Genomic DNA, 16912 nt, shown 5'->3' on the forward strand with positions numbered 1-16912 from the left:
GTTATAGACGAGTTGCCGACCATTCGGTCTAAATCCCATTGTTGCTTCCACGGAGCTGAACGTCCGCCTGCAAAGCGCTTGCTACTGAGACATGGGCTCGGATTCAGGGGGCGTACACTTGGAATGGCTCCTGATCGGAAACACAAGATCAAGCCAAACCGTTCCGACGCACGACGATCCCGGAGGGATCGGTGTCGAATGCCTTCTTCCCAGGTACAAAAAACGTCGCCTAAAAACACCTTACCTGAGATTCCGGTCGTGGCGATCGGGGCGTCGGCAGGCGGCCTGGAAGCTCTTACGGCGATTCTGCGTGCCCTTCCCACCGATATCGCCATGGCATTCATGCTGATTCAGCACCTCGACCCTAAACGCCGAAGCATTTTGCCCGAGTTGCTCTCAAAGGCGACCAAAATACCTGTGCTGGAAGCGATCGATGCGATGAAAATCGAGTCGAATCGTGTCTATGTGATGCCGAGCAACGTAGATATCTCCATCACGGATGGCCACTTTGGCCTGACACCGCGAGTCATAGACCACAAGCAGCACCTGCCCATCGATATCTTCATGCGTTCTCTGGCGGAGGTTCGCAAGAGCCAGGCTATCGGCGTCATTCTCTCAGGTACGGCGTCCGATGGCACAGCAGGAGTTGAGGCGATTCGGGCCCAAGGTGGAGTTACCTTCGCCCAAGCCGCCAACACAGCGAAGTTCGACGGCATGCCCCGCAGCGCGATTGAGTCCGGCTGCATCGATTTCGTCATGTCTCCAGAGAAGATCGCGGCGGAACTGGCCTGGATGAGCACTCATCCCAACCTCCGGAGGAAGTCGGCAGATTCCCTCGAAGAGCCAAAGGATAATGACCGCGTTTTCGATTCAATTTTGAACCTGGTGAGCACTTCGCAAGGCGCTGACTTTACCAAATACAAGCCCAACACGATTCATCGGCGTACGCAGCAGCGCATGGCCGCTCTCAGAATAGCGTCCCTTGCTGCATATCTTACTTATCTCGGAGAGCATTCAGAAGAAGTGGCAAAGCTCTCCAATCATGTTCTGATTCCCGTAACGGAGTTTTTTCGCAATCCGCAGGTCTTTGAGGATCTCGCAAATACGGTTTACCCGACGATTGTTGGAGACACGTCAAAGGGAACGATTCGTATATGGGTAGTCGCCTGTTCCAGCGGAGAAGAGGTGTATTCGCTGGCGATTACCTTGCTTGAGTTTCTGGGTGCCAGGGCCGCTAGTCTCCGCATTCAGATCTTTGGGACAGACCTCAATGAGAAGGGAGTTGCGAAAGCTCGCTCCGGCATCTACTCCGACAGCGCTATGAAGAATGTCTCAGCTGGGCGGGTCGCAAAGTACTTCACGAAAGTGGCAGGCGGATACCGGGTCAACAAGGCGATCCGGGATCTCTGTGTCTTTGCACGCCAGGATGTCATCAAGGACCCACCTTTTTCAAACCTCGATCTAATCTCCTGCCGGAATTTCCTGATCTACGTTCAACCGGAGTTGCAGGAAAAGATTATCTCGACCTTGCACTACGCCTTGAATCCATCCGGCTTTCTGCTGTTGGGAAACGCTGAGAGCGCAGCCTCTTATCCGCAGATATTTATGCCACTCAATAAGAAGAGCAAAATCTATTCCAAAAAGATTGGCAATCACCGTCAGCAGCGGATGTTCAAGACAAGCCGGACTCCCATTCAGGCCACTGCATCGCCCGTAGCGAAAGCGCAGCCCATCAGCCGCGCCAGCCAGAGTGAAGCGGAGTTGCAGCAACTTGCAGACCGGATCGTACTCAGGGAGTGTGCTCCGCCAGGCGTCATCGTCAACGAGACCCTCGAAATCCTCCAGTTTCGCGGGCGAACCAGTCCTTATCTGGAACCTGCGTCCGGGCGTGCGAATCTCAACATACTGAATATGGTCCGTGAAGAGTTGGCCATTGCCCTGCGCACCGCCATTGCTTCAGCCAGGAAAAAGGCTGCTCCAATCAAGAAAAAGAACGTTGCCTTTGAACACAATGGCAAAAAGCGTGTAGTGCATCTGTCCGTGACTCCCATGAATGAACCGGCTTCCGGAATGGGACGGTGTTATCTCATCCTCTTCGAGGACGCTACACTTCTGATCGAGACACATGACAAAACGAGTCAGCGCCTGCCTTTTAAAGCAAGCGATCTTGCACGAAGAACGCTTCTTGAGCAGAAGCGTGAATTGCAGGCCGCACGCGCTCTGCTCAAGGAACATCTGGGGGCACAAGAAGCGCTCCGTGAAGATTATCAGTCTGCAAATGAAGAAATGCTCTCCGCAAACGAGGAGTTGCAAAGCACCAACGAAGAGCTGGAGACCTCGAAAGAGGAGCTGCAAGCCACCAATGAAGAACTCACCACCGTCAACGACGAGTTGAATAGCAACAACTCAACCTTGCACCTGCTTGGGAATGACCTGAAGAACCTGCTCGAAAGCACAGTGATCCCTATTGTGATGGTAGATAGTGGCCTGTGTATACGCCGCATGACCCCTACAGCGGATACTGTCTTCAAGGTTCTTCCATCCGATATCGGACGTCCCATTACCGATATCAGGCCGGATCTCGACGTGGATTTGAAGCCTTTGCTGACGACCGTTCTACGGGATGTCGTGAATCTTGAACGAGAGGTACAAGATCAGCAAGGCCACTGGTATCGGCTGCAGGTAAGACCCTACAAGACACTCGACAACCGCATCGATGGCGCGGTCCTGGTCCTCATGGATATCGATGTCATCAAGAAGCGCAATCAGGAACTGGTACTTGCGGCAGAGTTTACCAAGTCCATTATCGACACCATGCCGGAACCTGTGCTGGTACTAAGTGCCGATTTGCGTATCCTGATGGCAAATCTTGCGTTCTACCGGGCCTTTGAAGTTGAGCCGGAAGCGACTCTGAATCAACTTGTGTATAACCTGGGAGACGGACAATGGAATAAACCTGACTTGAGGGTTCTGCTGGAGGAAGTTCTGCCGCATGACAGAGACTTCTTGAACCATGAAGTCATATACGACTTCCCCGGCATCGGCTGGAAATCTTTCATGCTCAGTGGGCGCTACATGGTGCAGGAGCCGGATGCGGCGCCCCTGATTCTCTTGTCGCTCACTGATATGACCAAGCGCAAGAAGATCGAAGCTGCGCTCGTCCAGGCGGAGAAGCTGGCTATTGCTAGCCGCCTCGCGGCTTCCATCGCTCATGAGATTAATAATCCGTTAGAAGCGATCACCAATCTTCTCTATCTCGCCTCGAACGGAGATGACGCAGCTGCCGCGAAATCATACGCAGCCCAGGCGCTCGAAGAGGTTGGCCGCGTGTCCCACATCACGCAGCAGACACTCAAGTTCTACCGGCAGTCGACAGCTCCCTCATCTGTGCAGGTCTCCGAGATACTGGATTCTCTGCTGGTGCTTTACAACGGTAAGCTCCTGGCTAATAACATCTCAGTCCATCGCCAATATAGAGAAGGGCCGCCGATCCTGTGCCTGGCGGGAGATCTTCGTCAAATCTTTGCGAACATCATCGCGAACGCGGTCGACGCAATGAAGTCGGGAGGCTCGCTCACCATGCGGGTAAGCGCATCGTTCGACTGGCGTAATCAGGAACGAGCCGGCATACGTACTACAATTGCCGACTCCGGCACAGGAATGGATTCTGGAACGCTCCGCAAGATTTATGAGCCGTTCTTCACGACCAAGAACGAGACAGGCACCGGGCTCGGGATGTGGGTGTGTGCTCAACTTGTCGAACGACTGCAAGGCGATCTGCGAGTGTCAAGCACGATGCACCCCGGCAGGAGTGGTACAGCCTTCTCCTTATTCTTACCCTTTGAGCGATTGAAGTAGAGAAAATCGTAGCGGAGCAGCAGGTGCAACGGAAGGCCCAGGGAGAAAGATAGGTTCCGAACCATCACCGCACCCGATTCCCCCAAGTGACTCTCTACCGGAAGTTGAGCACGAGGGACGGATTACTGTCGCGGTAGGGACGACCATCACTGATCGCCCCCCGCACAGATCCGTACGAGCGCGTCTACGCATACGGCTCTTACGAAGGATGAGTGGCGTAGAAGAGTGCGTCGGGATAGGGATGCAGGACGTGAGGTTGTGGAACCCATCGGTTCAACAGTGGGGCAAGTCGCTCCCACCGCACCTGTGCTCGCTGACTACGCCGGATGAGAACACTCCGCCGCAGCCAGTTAACACGTTGTTGAAAGATGCGCAACTGAGTAGTGTTGCCGGGCACAGCATGGTATTGGTAATAGCCCAGCACAACTGTTCGAAGCCATGCACCGACCGTGGCCGTGCGATCGTGCTTCCGGCGTTGAAGCCCAGCCTTGATGGCTTTCAGCTTCGCAACCATCCTTCTTCGCCGTGATCCGCCAGACGATGAAGGCTCCGTCACTGATGCGCTGCCCACAGAAGTGAGTAAAACCCAGGAACGTGAAGGTCTCTGGCTTTCCCTCTCCGCGCTGTTTCCGGTTGCGAGCGGCGAACCGCCCGAACTCGATCAGACGTGTTTTGTCCGGATGTAATTCCAAGCCGAACTTCGCCAGTCATTCCCGGAACTCTTTCAGGAAACGCTCGGCATCCGTTCGGTGCTGAAAGCCAAACGACAAGATCGTCAGCATAGCGGACGATGATTATGTCGCCGTTGCCACTTTCTTGCGCCAGACACCAAAGCCGATCCCGGCAGAGGGAAGAAATCATTGCCGGTCTCACCAGATTTGAAACCGCCCCCGGCGCCGCGGACTTTACGGAACACCCGGTCTCACTACTGAGATTGCAGGCACGCGTCGCGAGCTTACTGGCATCCCGTCCGATCGACAGGATGCGCGGCGGACCCGCCTTGCCCCCGAAGTTGCAGGAGGGGAAGTCTATTGGCGGAGAACTGTGGTCGGGGAGGAAATGCCTCTGAGCAATCATTTGTTTTCTTAGATTTAGATTGCGTTCTCTTATTTCAGGCGCACATGGAGGGTTTAGCCGGTGCGAACAAGACAGCGGGGATCTACTGTCACCATACCGATGCCCTCCACATAGGCGGAAACAGAGTTGACGGAAACGGGGCGCTTTCTCGTGGCCGTAAAATCTCGAACCCAGACTTCTCGCCCCTTGCCTAGAACCCCTCCAGGCATCGTTCCTTCGCAGAGTTCATCTTCAAACTGATAAGGAATGTTTCGAACAATCACACAGTTTTCTTCGTAATTCTGAGGTTTGTTCATGAAAGGCCCTTTCTGTCGTGTCTGACTAATGGTGAGAAAAAGGTAACTGTCTAGGTATTGATCTGTATGTTCGATACCTTACATCGAACCAGAGATGCGAGCACGGATCCTTTGGAACACTTCATGGTCGACGCCGTCAGAATGAATGTTGATCAAGGAGCTGCCGACGAGGGCCCCTACCATCCGAAGGTCCCGGTGCGTCGAGCCTTTGAACCGACAGCAATGAGAAATCGAGCTTGTTGAAGAGGGACTGGGTGCCTGTCGATACTTCGAGAAGACTGGTGTCCCGTAGGAGTCGTCTTTATCTCAGTCCCGTTTTTCATGCACTACGACTCTCAGTCACCAAAAGCACCGGAGCACACCGCCCGAGCGCTGCTCGTAACCGCGAAGCCAGATTGCGAGTTCTGGCATGGTTCTGCAGGCATGGGCTTCGACGGAGTTGGTTGAGCGATGACTTTCGGATCCGGAGATCTGGACAAGGCCCAGAGGGCGGAGTTAAGTCCGCCCTCTCGTGCAAACAGGGCCATCCCCATTGCTACGCTGTCGCTTGGTGGATGGTGGAATTGACAACTTCACCGCTCTGCACCTTGGGCGTTCCATCCATTACTCCTGCCAAGGTCTTTACTACGTCTGGGTAGACAGGCTGATTGCAGTGACATCTGTTCCGCCGGGACCGGAGAATGCAATTTCGTCCTTAAAGCCGTTCTGTTTACGCAGTAACGGAAGGACATCTTTCTCAAACGGATTGGGCTGACCAGTAAGAAATTTCGGCTCCCGAAGAACAGTTATGCACCGAGATTCAGGAGCTATGCACCCCTGAATCTCGAGCACGGCTGCGCAGTACTTAACGGGAAACAACGAGAATCTTGAAAGTTCCTGGCTTTGGAGCGGGACGTCCAGAAGCGTCGGGCTTTGGTTCTTCGAAATCGGCAGTGGGGAGGTAGATTTTATGCGTCGTAGTGTCGATGCCCATGGTCTTGGCTCCACGAGCGGTCTTCACTGACTGAGCCACCTCGTACTTACCGGCAGACGATTTGCTGATGACCGCGAGTGTTCCATCACCGCAACTGGCGAAAGCTTCTGCCCCTTCGACCTTGGTAGCGTCCACTCCCGCACCGATCGGCAGATCGTTCAGCACTTTGCCGTTCTCAGTGCTCATCACGATCATCCTTTGCGGTTTGCGGCAACCGATGATGAGGGTGTGATGCTGAGTATCAATCGCCAGCCCCACGGGTGCGCCACCGGGAGACACGGGCCAGTGAGCGATCACTTTCCTCGACTTAAGATCGACAACTGCAACATTGTCCTTGTCTTTAAGATTGACATAAACCTTGCCCATACCGTCCGCAGCTAGAAATTCGGGCGCGCCACCTAACATAATTGGTGCTTCGATCTTGCCGGATTTCGGATCGATGTTCGGCTTGAATGTGATCAGGTTATTGCTGTCTCCAGCACTGATCAAGATGCGATCCGAGCCCGGGTCGTAGATGATGCCATCAGCATCGGGTTGCGCGGCGATCACACCGAGCACTGCGTTGGTCTTAAGATCGAAGATAGTAACGGACCCGTTGCCTCCACCGTCGGTGATGAAGCCACGGTTCAGATTTGGAACAATAGCTACTCCGTGGGCGATTTTCTGACCAGGAATATCGGCAAGGGTCTTGCCTGAAACCGCGTCAATGACTAGCGTGTGAGTGCTGCGAGGAACGTAAAGGCGGTGTGTCGCAGGATCCACGGTGAGATAGTCCATACCTCCAATTCCTCCGACCTGAATGGCTTTTTCAACATGCCATCCAGATTGTGCTTGCGCGGAGACGAGTGCAATGGAGGCGTAGATGAAGATTCCGGGCATTATTCCCAGATGTTTTGCAAATCGCATTTTCGAATGGCTCCAGGTGTCTAGCATTTAGCTACTCTAGACACTCTGCCTTAAGCCCACCTTAAGATCAGTATCCTGCAATGGAAAATTAACAATAGGCGAAAGTATAGCCCCTCGGGTTGGGCTATCCCCCACCACTACGGACGCGAACCGAATGAGTTGACTGTCACTCAGTTGTTCTCCAAGGAGATCCTTCCAGCCTGCCGTGACGAGCGATTTGAAGAGAGTGTACGCATTGTCCTCGGCATTGTTCTTAGCTACGCCTAGCAGCTCGCTAGGCTCAGCCCCAGGACCGATACGATCAAGACAGGCCGCCAGGTGCTTGCGCACTGCCTCCGGACTTTCGGAGGAAGTAATAACTTGAAGCCGGTCGATCCCAGAGCGGAGTGGGCGCCTCCATGGCTTGGAATCATTACTGAGAGATTGTTCGCATGCCATAAACTGCTTGATGAGCTGTTCGACGAGCGCGGCGAATCTCCCATCAGAGAGGCGGATAGACCGCTTGACTTCAATTAAGAGCAGCGCTCCATCTGCCAACTCTAAGAGAATGTCGCCGCCGACTGGTTCTCCAGATTCGCAGCGAATGACACGTATCGGAGGGGTTGGCAAATCTATTCCGGGCGCAGTCTCTGAAATACAGGCCACTGCTAAGGCGGCTGCACCCCTGTTCTGATAGTTAATCCCCTTCTGAGTTGCAACACCTCCGGCGGGATGAGCCTTTGGAAGATCGTTCATGAATGGTTGCCCTTCCAATCGTGTTTAGAATAGACGAAATCCCCGTCGCATCCCCAAGGAATGGGCCGGGGAATCGCGCTTATAAGCGGTTCTCTGGAATCTGGGCAGGGTGGGCATCTTGCCACGCTCCCCAGACCGCTTTTTCAATTCGATCAATCTCCTGGTCAGAGATTTCCGAAAAGCTAGTTCGTTTGCCCTTGGAGAGTCTGCCTTTGTTTTGCAGGATGAACCTTAGCAGCAGCGATGCCCGGCGATTCGGCATATCGACGATATTGAGAACCGCACGAAGGGCAGCATCGAATACCGCCAGGAATCCGATCTCGTCTCGCAAATCGCGGTGGATCGTTTCCTCGATGCACTGATAAAGATATTCGGCCTGGGTCGTAGCGTCGAAGTAGCGGTAGAGACGAGCGGTGTCATTATGAACGACCATTCCCTTTTCCAGGTCAAGGTCATAACGAGTGAAGGGCAGGATCGAATCTGAAAAGCGTTCCAACGCCTGATCGTAGGCACGCCGGTCACGCAGCATTGCTGCGGAGATGGGAAACAGAATTCCAGGCGGCGTAAATCCAAGCTTGGCCAGGATGTGATGAACAAGGAATCGATGAATGCGCCCATTGCCATCATCGAAAGGATGGATAAAGACAAATCCGAAGGCGGTGACTGCGGCAGCCACAACCGGATCAATCCATTCCCTCAGTTCGAGACGGCGAACCATCTCCATCCATGCGTTCATCAAATCGGGCACGTCTCCCGGCTTGGGACAGACGAAATGCACATCTTCGCTATAGTCCGGAAGAGTTTGCGATACGAAGTTCTGAACTGTTCGCCAGTTCTTCTGCGCATATCGAGGATCGACAATTGCATTTTGTAGCTGAACGAAAGCATCTTTGTTCGTCGCATCAAAGACTGAGGCTTTCATGAGTGCAGCGACAAATCGCTCTGTGCGGTCCTTACTCGGCGCTTCCCCTTCAATGGCAAATGAAGACTTGGTTTCCTGGGTAAACAGATAGTGGACAGCATGGGCAAGGATCGCGGGATCACAACTCTTGACGATCGCGCTTGCCTCCTCGGCCAGCGCCTTTTCCACAAAGGCTTTGAGGGTATCTGTCCTGCGCACCAGCGGGGAGTATGCACCGGAGCCGAGGAGATTGTCGTTGATCCTCTGCCGGCGAACCAATCGGCGTGGTCCTGTGAGATGGATTTCGGGGTCGAGGAGATCAATGTAGCCGGAGGGGATTACATCGGGAATGTTAAGCTGCCGTCCCATCAGAAGTTCATACAGATACCAGGCGCGACGCGCGAAGATGCTGGTGGGTTCGGAGCGAATCCAGTCCTCCAGTTGACGAGTCTCAAGAGTCTGGAAGATAGGCAGATACACATCCAGGGCGATGGGTTCATAGCGTAAAGCAAAACGGAGATTGCCGATCAACCCCTTTGGCGTGTAATTCTTGGGGTACAGTTCTAGCACTTTACCGTCTGCGGCAGTGGTCTTCCTGGCTCCGGCTACGATCTCGGATCGCGTTGCAGGTAAGGGAATTTGGAGCTGAAGGTCCTCCGCCAGCCGATACAGGCCGACAGTCTTGGGGAGGGGACGTGTGGAATTGTCATCGGGCATGGCAAAACCTCATTTCTTCGCGAGGACTTAAGAAAAACTTCATCGAGGCGATTATCTCAGGATTGGCCACGAAATCTTCATCGAAGATGAAAATTGGTCATCATATAGCAATTTATGTATATATTTCTCATCGAATGAGCACGAGGAATTCTCAGACAGTGTCTGCAGAATGAGCTGTATCCGGTATAAATGCTTTCTTACTAGAGTTTAGCGGCCCCAAGGCCGAGAAGGAAAACGGCAATGGAGCGAGCCACGTTCCTCAACCCGGCTCAGATGTGCCTTCATAAATCGGACGAACGGATCGATAGACACGTTTGCGGCGGTTTCTCGTTCCCGGTTGCACAAAAGCTTCGATGAACCCGCGCTCGATCCAACGCCTCACCACATCTTCTGACCACCGACCATCTGGGACACTTCGACAACCGAGTACCATTTTCCTGCTCAATGGAGTCCAAAACCAGCATGAGAGTCCCGTCAAGCAAAATCACTCCACTCCGGAGCTCGTCCCCAGAACCACTCGATATGAAAGCAAAATCCCTTAATCCGATGTCTTTCTGTCCTACGTGACCCGATTCGGCGGAACGAGGTGACGTGGATTGCTACAGCGGAAACCGGCAGCCGTCATCACACGTCTGTACGCGACCCCAGACCCACGCTTATCGATCGGGCTTCAAACCGGGCACCAATATCGGCGCGGGCTGTAGCTGCCATCCAACCGGCTACACCATCATCGCTCGACTCCCGTTCCTTCACATCCTGTCTGGCCAAGGCCAGTTGCACGCTTGTGAGTACCGATTCAATGGCTCCCGCCCGCTTCGCGATTTTGGATCGATACTCCAGCGATCTGCACGCAATGCGCAATAATATGATCGTATTTCCTATTCTGCATTGCATACTCAGAGCCGACTATGCCGATAGCGCATCAGCCAAACATCGATCTGGCCGACTTGATGAAAGAGGTATTGGCTGCGCGCCGAAACATCTGGACCTACCAGGAGTTCAGTGTCTGGATGACCAATACGATGCGCGATGCCGGGAACCCCGCACAGCATGGTAAGTTTCGTCAGACGATCGCACGCGCACGTCTTGATAACTTTGTTTCGCTCGCCGACGGAAGGTCGTCTGCACAGCGAATACCAGCGAGGAATGATATTACCCTGGTGGCCATCTAGCCAAGCGTATATGCCTAGCGACGAACGCACGATAGGTTGCCGGGGAACTCACGGTTCGCTTATCCCTGCGAATAAGCCGATCCATCATTCGGCTCACAAGGGGTATCTTCTCCGCTCTGTAAAAAGGTCCCGTCGGGTTCCTCGTGCTCCTCGCGCACCGCATTAGCAGACTTCGAAGGAATTTGCCGCGAGAAGGTACCACCGCTCTGCCTCAGCCAATCTTTAGGAGTTAGCATAATCTAAGTGTACTCTAGAACTGCGCCCAAACGATCTCGGAACTCGTTACAGATGGCCACTAGCTCCCAGAGCTGATGTGATTTCGCAACGTCTAACAGCTTTGCATTGTTGAGGTTGGAACTGATGTCGATGACGCCGATACACTGTCGGCTGCGCTCCAACTCACGGAATCATCAAAATCCGGGTGGTCCAGCGAGATCGCCAGCAAAACCCCCGGCATCTCCGATCCGGGAACTGGCACGTAATATTCCAGCCCGGTGGAGGATGACTCGGGTGCAGGAACAAACAGATAAGCCCCTGAATCTTTAAAACGCCGCGCCCGCAAGGCCCAGCCCGAAGGAAAGCCAGAAGTTCCAGGAATTTGGCGGCGGGGAGCCCCCATTCAGCGCCGCATCCACCACCTCAAGACGGCGTTTTCGCTGGTTATAGGTCAGGAATGAAACTTCGACGCGCTCTCCATCCCGCCCTTCTACGCACAACGCCAGCACCTTCGTAACAAGCTCCTCAAAGGCGTAATAAACGGGGCTCGACGTCTCACCCTTCAGTCGTTGTCCGCGGTATGTCAGAAGATATTTGCGCAACTGCTGCGCTTTGACTTCGATCTGAGCAGATCGCGCATCAGCAACCATCACTGGCAATTTCCAATCAAGCGAAAAGCACTCCCCAAGCGCAGGCTCTGTCACCTCGAGTTCCCAGGTGTGCTTGCCGATTTTTCTAAGTTGCAGTTTGTCTGCAGCATCCCGGTTTGCCTTCCAGGCCGAAGGCTTGGCAAAGCGCCCTGGGCCGAGATTGAGTACTCCGCGGGTGACAACATCAGGGCGCCGGATCTTGGAGGCATACCGGAAGCGCCTGGACCTCGGGATCTTGTGTGAACTTAGGCGGAAGCTCCAGTTGCAATTTGAACGTCTCGACCGGGAACCAGACGCAGCGGGCGACATACTCCGTGTTTTCTAACTCCGAACCATCGAGGTGCTTGCGTTCGTCCTCGCGGTAGAATTGATCGAATTGCCAACTGCTCAGAGCAACCGAGTTAAGCATAGCAACACGGACCCCAACGCGAATGGGCCCTGAAAATCGGTTCACGGGAGAGTTAAACATCAAGACGCCAGAGATTTCGCTGGCTCTTACTTTCGCGACTTCCAACCGTTGTTGCAAGTCTTCGTCTTCTGGGATTGGCTCTTGCTCATCAGCAACCCAGCGCGCCCCAAGCTGCTGCGCCCATTGATCGGGCTCGGGTGCACCCACTTCACCGGCAAGCGCCTTGAGGCGGATCCAGATGCCTCGTAAGAGTCCCTTTTCTACGGTGAGACCATCCAAAGCGAGGGTCAGATATGAACGCCCATCGCTTAACACCTGGCGGGTGACAGTGAAACTCTTGGCTTGAATGCCAATATCCCGGCCAAGCTCCCTGGGCAACACTTCAGTCTCCGCGCCAAACAAGCCCACGGGCCAACGCCTTTGCCGTGATTCATCCAACTCGGAACGAAGTCCGACCCAATTTTTGCGAAGCGAATCGCTCTTGTCATAAAGCTCCTTAAAGGAGGTGATGGCCGAGTCTGGACCGAACCGCTCTAAAACCCTGTCGAAGACGCGTGGGTCCTGGCCGCCAAACTTTACAAGGAACGATTGCTTTTTGACTAATCGTCGACCACTCCACTCGTTGGGTAGGTACTCCATCTTTTCATAGTGCTCAATGTGAGTTACCAACTTCTTCTCGAGCAGGAGTCGGAGCAGAAATCGATTGAGTACAGACGCCGGCGGGTTAAACAGCGAGCTCTCGTCACTGGTAGTAATGCAAACTTCTTTGCCTACCCTCGCGTGTAACTTGCCTTCGAGGGCGGAGGCGAGGTCTGCCACCTGGAGATTTTCATAGGCGGCGGTGAGGCTCTTCCCGTCGAGGCCCCGCCTCTCAATCTCCAACAGATCCCGCTTGATGCTGTCCATCTCCTCACCGCTCGGCAGAAGCTCCAACAGGTGGGCATGGCGAAAATCATGGATACAAAGACGAAGGGAATCTGTGAGTGCGCTATCGCCTGAGCCAACAATCAGCCAGCGGTCGTCACGGGCCGTCAGAAAATCGAGCTCATCGCCGTGCCAGTAGCTCCATCGGCTTTCGGTCCTTGGTTCCAGCCCGAAGCCAACCGCGATGATGACCAGCTCAAACGGTTTGCGAAATCCTCCATTTTGCTGCGAGGTGAGGGTGGGAGCACCATTTTCAATGGCAACGTCCCCGATATTGCAGTGCTTTGCAATCTTTTCCTCCTCTGCCCGAACTGACTCGCGGAAGGCCCGGAACTGTTCATTGACTACCCGGTGCGCGTAATCGGCTGTCCAATTCAAGATGGGCAATCCAGCGGAAGGTTCCTCGGAGCCCTGCTCGGGCCAATCATAGATATGCGGATGTACCCAGCGGTCTTTGCAGACACTCTGAAACCCCACCAGACCCTGGCTCTTCTCGATAAGTGTGACCGTTGCGCCACAGCGCTGCGCCGCAAGCGCCGCGGTGAGCCCGCCCACGCCACCGCCGACGATACCCACTCTAGTCCCAGCCTGCAATTTCTTCTCATGCACGAGCGCTCCGACCAGGTTTAGCGCGCGCATCTGTTGAGAGTAGATGGTGACGTAGCGGGCGTAGCAACCGAGGATAAAAACGCCCGGCAACTCATCGCCGACAGCAAACCAGCGCTTTAGAAACTGTCCGTAATCAATGCTGCCGCTGATCATGCTTTTCCACTCTTGACGCACTTTCGAGACCTGCCACCGATTCGATAGCGCGTCAACTGGGGCGTCTCTGCCTCAGATCACTTCCGAGAATCCGACTTGGCCTACGTCCCGACTGGTCTTATCCGTATCATCTCTCGCAGGGAGTTTAGCATGCGGCTTGAAGGAAAAGCTCTTAGCCTTCACGATTTGAAAACGACGCCTGCCAGCTGGCTGATTCAAGGTTCGTTTTATGCATTATCGCCGAGTCACTCATCGAGCGTGGCTGTCGCCTCAATGAGTGACTTGGCCTGATATGGAGTGACGGTGTCAACTGGGCGATATCTATGGGTTTGTTTTGGTGGTTTGCGTTTTCTTTTCCCGAACACAGAGCGAGCAGCAGTCGGAGCAGTTTTGAGCGACGATTGATCAGTCTGATATTCGCGGGTCGGAACCGCATAATCATGATCCGTCGGGAGCTGCCTCTGACTGTTATCGCGAGTCCGGTCGAGCCTGTCGCATAGGCCAAGCGAGGGTTCTCCTTCGTGCTTGCTCTGGCTGCTGCTGGCCCTGTGTTCGAGATGGATGTCAGCGTTCATCGATTCGGTGGTCTTAGCTTTTTCCTTCTTGGAAGTTTTGTCCTTTGCTTGGTTGTTGTCAGGCTGCAGCTTGCTGCTTAGAAATAGTCTCGGCTCTGGTTCCGATAGCCCATATAAAACCCAGCAGCTCTCGGGCTACTGCTGTGACAATCTTCCTCTGGTCCTTGCCGGCTGCGCCCAGTTTCATATACCGCTTATGCAGCCGGTGTTGCGCCTTCCACGCAATCTCTTTCGCCTCTTCCGAGATGCTCTCCTGTCGTCTGCGCAGTCCGTACCAGATACCTGGAGGACGACGATAGCTCCATGCGGCTTCGACAACGATTCGTCGCAAATGCGCGTTGCCGGTCTTAGTGCTACCTTCGCGTCTGGTTCGTTTGCCGCTGGAGTCTTCGCTGGGCACAGCACCACAATAACCCATCAGCTGCCGAGCACTGCCGAAGCGGGATACCTGGCCCAATTCGGCAGCAATGGTCACGGCCGAGATATCTGCGATACCGCGCAGTGCCTGTAGATCGTTAATAACTTGTTGTAACGCGGGCGAGGCCAGCTTGACCGCTTCCGTGATGGCTTGCTCCAGGCGCGCTACCCGCTCCCGCATGTGCTCGACCTCGTGCAGATAATCCTGGCGCGTGGCCTCCTGAGCTATCTGTGTGAAACGTAGCTGCGCGACCCAGATCAGATAGGGGAGTGTCCACGACCTAACTCCGGTCGGTGGACGCTGGCCTGAGCGAAGAAGAAACTTGCTCAAGCGGTGCCGCGCTCGCATCTGGTCCTGCTTGGCTGCTTCGCGGGCGCGCACCAGATCCCGCAAGGCCTCGGAACCCTCATCCGGAACCCACACCGCCGTCAGATCTCCCGACCGATAGCAACGTGCCAGCTTCTCAGCATCGCGTCGATCCGTCTTGACTCGATCACCCGCCTTAACCGGTACCAGCGTTGGCGCTACAACCTCGCACTGGACGCCCAGTTCTGCCAGCTGCCAGTACACGACATAACCGGTCGGTCCTGCCTCATAACAGGTTCGCAACTTCTCTGCCGGGCCAAGCTTCCTGATCAGCTTGCGTACCGATTCGGCGCGGTTCGGAATCGTTTCCAGGCTTCGCACCTCGCCATCTGGCTCGGCGATCGCCACGGCAATCGTTTCGGCATGGACATCCAGACCCAAAAATCGTAGTTTTTCCTTCATGACCGGCTCCCTTCCGCTTGTGGCTCTGAGCTGTGCCCTTCTGAACTCACAGCCTAACCCACGGTCAGCGCATCGGCGCCGGTCACTCCATACTGACTGTTGGCGTCAACCGAGGATCACGCCTGGGAAATCCACTACCATAGGTACAACATTTGCGGCTTTCTCTGATCCAACCCGCCGGGCAATGGCTGCATGAGAACGCCGGATGGACAGGAGTTCTGGAATGCTGGCGAATACCACGAGATTGTTCCGCACGAGAAGATCGTCTCCTCGATGTACTTCTCTGACTCCAAGGGAAACAAAGTTGAACCTGAGCACTATGGAATAAAACATGAGGCCCATCGATGGCGCCTATGACGTGGTCACTTTTCAGGACCTTGGAAACGGCCAGACGAAACTGACCTTCGTCGGAAACCAGACCATGGAGGACGCGAAAGAGAGTGGTCAACTGGAGGGCTGGAACCAGGTACTCGATAAGCTTGCCGCAGCTCTTACGGACCTGGCGCAGGCGAAATAAGAAACTGAAGCTTTGATTCGCGAAACTCAATCGTGGAGGAAGAAATGAAAAGAACACCGTTTCTCGCTATCGCCCTGCTGGCATTCGCATTTCCCGCCCATGCCCAGGACGCGATGAAGAAAGATGCAGCCGTCAAACTTGCAGATCCAGAATTGAAAGTCGTGCTCGATTCCTGGAATGAGATTGGCCGCAAGCTGACGGCGATGGCCGAAGATTTTCCCGAGGACAAATACGACTTCAAGCCGACACCCGCGCAGCGGAGCTTCGCCGAGCAGTTGCTGCACGCGGCGGGTGCATGCTACTACTTCACGAATCCTGTGATGGGGCAGAAGCCTCCCGCGGGAGAAGATCCGAAGCGCGACCAATACAAGTCAAAGGCCGACATCGTTGCGTTCGTCAAGAAATCCTTCGCCGATGGCGCAACCGCCATCCAGTCGAAAGGCGAAAAAGGCCTGACGACGGAGGTTGTTTATTCCGCTCAGCAGAAAGCGCGCGTTATCGACATTGCATACGGCCTCATCGAGCATAGCGGTGAACACTACGGCCAGCTCGTTGTGTACTACCGCCTCGCAGGCCTTGTGCCGCCGGAGTCGCGGCCCAAGAAGTAAAGCTCAAGAGACCAGGTACCCCGTCCTTATCGCGCGCCGTCTGCGCGAATGGGCGGGGATTTTGGTTTTTGGGACCTTTAGTATTCAATGCGCCGCGCGGCATATGGATATCTCTGCTTTCGTTCCGCTGCAAGATTTGAGGTTCGGTCGCCGCGCCGTCCGTCTTGCCGTCCAGTGCGTATTCCAGAATGAGGAAGAAACTCGCTCTGAGTTTCTGTCGTTGATTCGCCAGCGCCCCAACGGTGTCTAGGATCGACGAAAATCCCTCTAATGTATTCCTCTATAGCCCTGTGTCCTCGGGGGAAGATTTTGGTCCTCCGCGCGGAGAACGCCATGCTTTCCTTCGCGAACTTTGTCGAACAAAATGTTCCCCACTCAACGTGATCATCATGCGCGAGCAACTGAACGTAAAGCAAAGGCAGGCTATCTC

General features: G+C 54.5%; 14 protein-coding genes. 6 read left to right on the forward strand and 8 right to left on the reverse strand.

Annotated features, from left to right (window positions below; translation table 11 throughout):
* Window positions 1-198: 198 nt before the first annotated feature.
* Complete coding sequence (locus RBB80_RS27255; protein WP_433965363.1) at window positions 199-3858, forward strand: chemotaxis protein CheB; 3660 nt, start codon at window positions 199-201, stop codon at window positions 3856-3858.
* A gap of 199 nt (window positions 3859-4057) precedes the next feature.
* On the opposite strand, the gene RBB80_RS27260 is transcribed toward RBB80_RS27255, so the two are convergent.
* From RBB80_RS27260 to RBB80_RS27280, 5 genes are all read right to left on the reverse strand, one after another.
* On the reverse strand, window positions 4058-4372 hold the full coding sequence (locus tag RBB80_RS27260) for a hypothetical protein (RefSeq protein WP_433965364.1): 315 nt from the start codon (window positions 4370-4372) through the stop codon (window positions 4058-4060).
* A 616-nt stretch (window positions 4373-4988) separates the two neighbouring features.
* Window positions 4989-5231, reverse strand: coding sequence for a hypothetical protein (locus RBB80_RS27265; protein WP_433965365.1), 243 nt, complete (start codon window positions 5229-5231; stop codon window positions 4989-4991).
* Between the two features lie 844 nt (window positions 5232-6075).
* On the reverse strand, window positions 6076-7137 hold the full coding sequence (locus RBB80_RS27270; protein WP_433965366.1) for a YncE family protein: 1062 nt from the start codon (window positions 7135-7137) through the stop codon (window positions 6076-6078).
* Window positions 7138-7146: 9 nt separating this feature from the next.
* Window positions 7147-7845 carry a hypothetical protein gene (locus RBB80_RS27275; protein WP_433965367.1) on the reverse strand — a complete coding sequence of 233 codons (699 nt, stop codon included), beginning with the start codon at window positions 7843-7845 and terminating at the stop codon, window positions 7147-7149.
* Between the two features lie 79 nt (window positions 7846-7924).
* Window positions 7925-9025 carry a Fic family protein gene (locus RBB80_RS27280; RefSeq protein WP_433965368.1) on the reverse strand — a complete coding sequence of 367 codons (1101 nt, stop codon included), beginning with the start codon at window positions 9023-9025 and terminating at the stop codon, window positions 7925-7927.
* Window positions 9026-9043: 18 nt separating this feature from the next.
* On the opposite strand from RBB80_RS27280, the gene RBB80_RS27285 reads away from it, so the two are divergent.
* Together RBB80_RS27285 and RBB80_RS27290 are read left to right on the forward strand one after the other, a co-directional pair.
* Complete coding sequence (locus RBB80_RS27285; protein WP_433965369.1) at window positions 9044-9253, forward strand: hypothetical protein; 210 nt, start codon at window positions 9044-9046, stop codon at window positions 9251-9253.
* A 1118-nt stretch (window positions 9254-10371) separates the two neighbouring features.
* Window positions 10372-10635, forward strand: a complete 264-nt coding sequence (locus RBB80_RS27290; protein ID WP_433965370.1) for a hypothetical protein — start codon at window positions 10372-10374, stop codon at window positions 10633-10635.
* A gap of 542 nt (window positions 10636-11177) precedes the next feature.
* On the opposite strand, the gene RBB80_RS27295 is transcribed toward RBB80_RS27290, so the two are convergent.
* The 3 genes from RBB80_RS27295 to RBB80_RS27305 all read right to left on the reverse strand — a co-directional run bounded on the left by RBB80_RS27295 (window position 11178) and on the right by RBB80_RS27305 (window position 15357).
* Complete coding sequence (locus RBB80_RS27295; protein WP_433965371.1) at window positions 11178-11555, reverse strand: hypothetical protein; 378 nt, start codon at window positions 11553-11555, stop codon at window positions 11178-11180.
* A 130-nt stretch (window positions 11556-11685) separates the two neighbouring features.
* Window positions 11686-13596, reverse strand: coding sequence for an FAD-dependent oxidoreductase (locus RBB80_RS27300; RefSeq protein ID WP_433965372.1), 1911 nt, complete (start codon window positions 13594-13596; stop codon window positions 11686-11688).
* A gap of 633 nt (window positions 13597-14229) precedes the next feature.
* Window positions 14230-15357, reverse strand: a complete 1128-nt coding sequence (locus tag RBB80_RS27305) for an IS110 family transposase (RefSeq protein WP_433965373.1) — start codon at window positions 15355-15357, stop codon at window positions 14230-14232.
* A gap of 192 nt (window positions 15358-15549) precedes the next feature.
* Between RBB80_RS27305 and RBB80_RS27310 the strand changes: the two genes are divergently transcribed.
* Genes RBB80_RS27310 through RBB80_RS27320 form a run of 3 tightly spaced genes read left to right on the forward strand, consistent with a single transcriptional unit; the run spans window position 15550 to window position 16482 of the window.
* A complete protein-coding gene (locus RBB80_RS27310) occupies window positions 15550-15714 on the forward strand; it encodes an SRPBCC family protein (protein ID WP_433965374.1) in 165 nt (54 codons plus the stop codon).
* Window positions 15689-15874: an SRPBCC domain-containing protein gene (locus RBB80_RS27315; RefSeq protein WP_433965375.1), complete on the forward strand. Its 186-nt coding sequence runs from the start codon at window positions 15689-15691 to the stop codon at window positions 15872-15874. Before RBB80_RS27310 ends, RBB80_RS27315 begins: the two co-directional genes overlap by 26 nt.
* A 44-nt stretch (window positions 15875-15918) precedes the next feature.
* Window positions 15919-16482, forward strand: coding sequence for a DinB family protein (locus RBB80_RS27320; protein ID WP_433965376.1), 564 nt, complete (start codon window positions 15919-15921; stop codon window positions 16480-16482).
* The last annotated feature ends 430 nt before the right edge of the window (window positions 16483-16912 follow it).

It is taken from the genome of Tunturiibacter gelidiferens, assembly GCF_051013345.1.
In the GTDB taxonomy this organism is placed as follows: Bacteria; Acidobacteriota; Terriglobia; order Terriglobales; family Acidobacteriaceae; genus Edaphobacter; species Edaphobacter gelidiferens_A.

Coding starts and splice junctions, on each gene's coding strand:
- RBB80_RS27255 (WP_433965363.1), top strand. CDS start 199: ATGCCTTCTTCCCAGGTACAAAAAACGTCGCCTAAAAACACCTTACCT.
- RBB80_RS27260 (WP_433965364.1), bottom strand. CDS start 4,372: ATGGTTGCGAAGCTGAAAGCCATCAAGGCTGGGCTTCAACGCCGGAAG.
- RBB80_RS27265 (WP_433965365.1), bottom strand. CDS start 5,231: ATGAACAAACCTCAGAATTACGAAGAAAACTGTGTGATTGTTCGAAAC.
- RBB80_RS27270 (WP_433965366.1), bottom strand. CDS start 7,137: ATGCTAGACACCTGGAGCCATTCGAAAATGCGATTTGCAAAACATCTG.
- RBB80_RS27275 (WP_433965367.1), bottom strand. CDS start 7,845: ATGAACGATCTTCCAAAGGCTCATCCCGCCGGAGGTGTTGCAACTCAG.
- RBB80_RS27285 (WP_433965369.1), top strand. CDS start 9,044: ATGGATTTCGGGGTCGAGGAGATCAATGTAGCCGGAGGGGATTACATC.
- RBB80_RS27290 (WP_433965370.1), top strand. CDS start 10,372: ATGCCGATAGCGCATCAGCCAAACATCGATCTGGCCGACTTGATGAAA.
- RBB80_RS27300 (WP_433965372.1), bottom strand. CDS start 13,596: ATGATCAGCGGCAGCATTGATTACGGACAGTTTCTAAAGCGCTGGTTT.
- RBB80_RS27305 (WP_433965373.1), bottom strand. CDS start 15,357: ATGAAGGAAAAACTACGATTTTTGGGTCTGGATGTCCATGCCGAAACG.
- RBB80_RS27310 (WP_433965374.1), top strand. CDS start 15,550: ATGAGAACGCCGGATGGACAGGAGTTCTGGAATGCTGGCGAATACCAC.
- RBB80_RS27315 (WP_433965375.1), top strand. CDS start 15,689: ATGAGGCCCATCGATGGCGCCTATGACGTGGTCACTTTTCAGGACCTT.
- RBB80_RS27320 (WP_433965376.1), top strand. CDS start 15,919: ATGAAAAGAACACCGTTTCTCGCTATCGCCCTGCTGGCATTCGCATTT.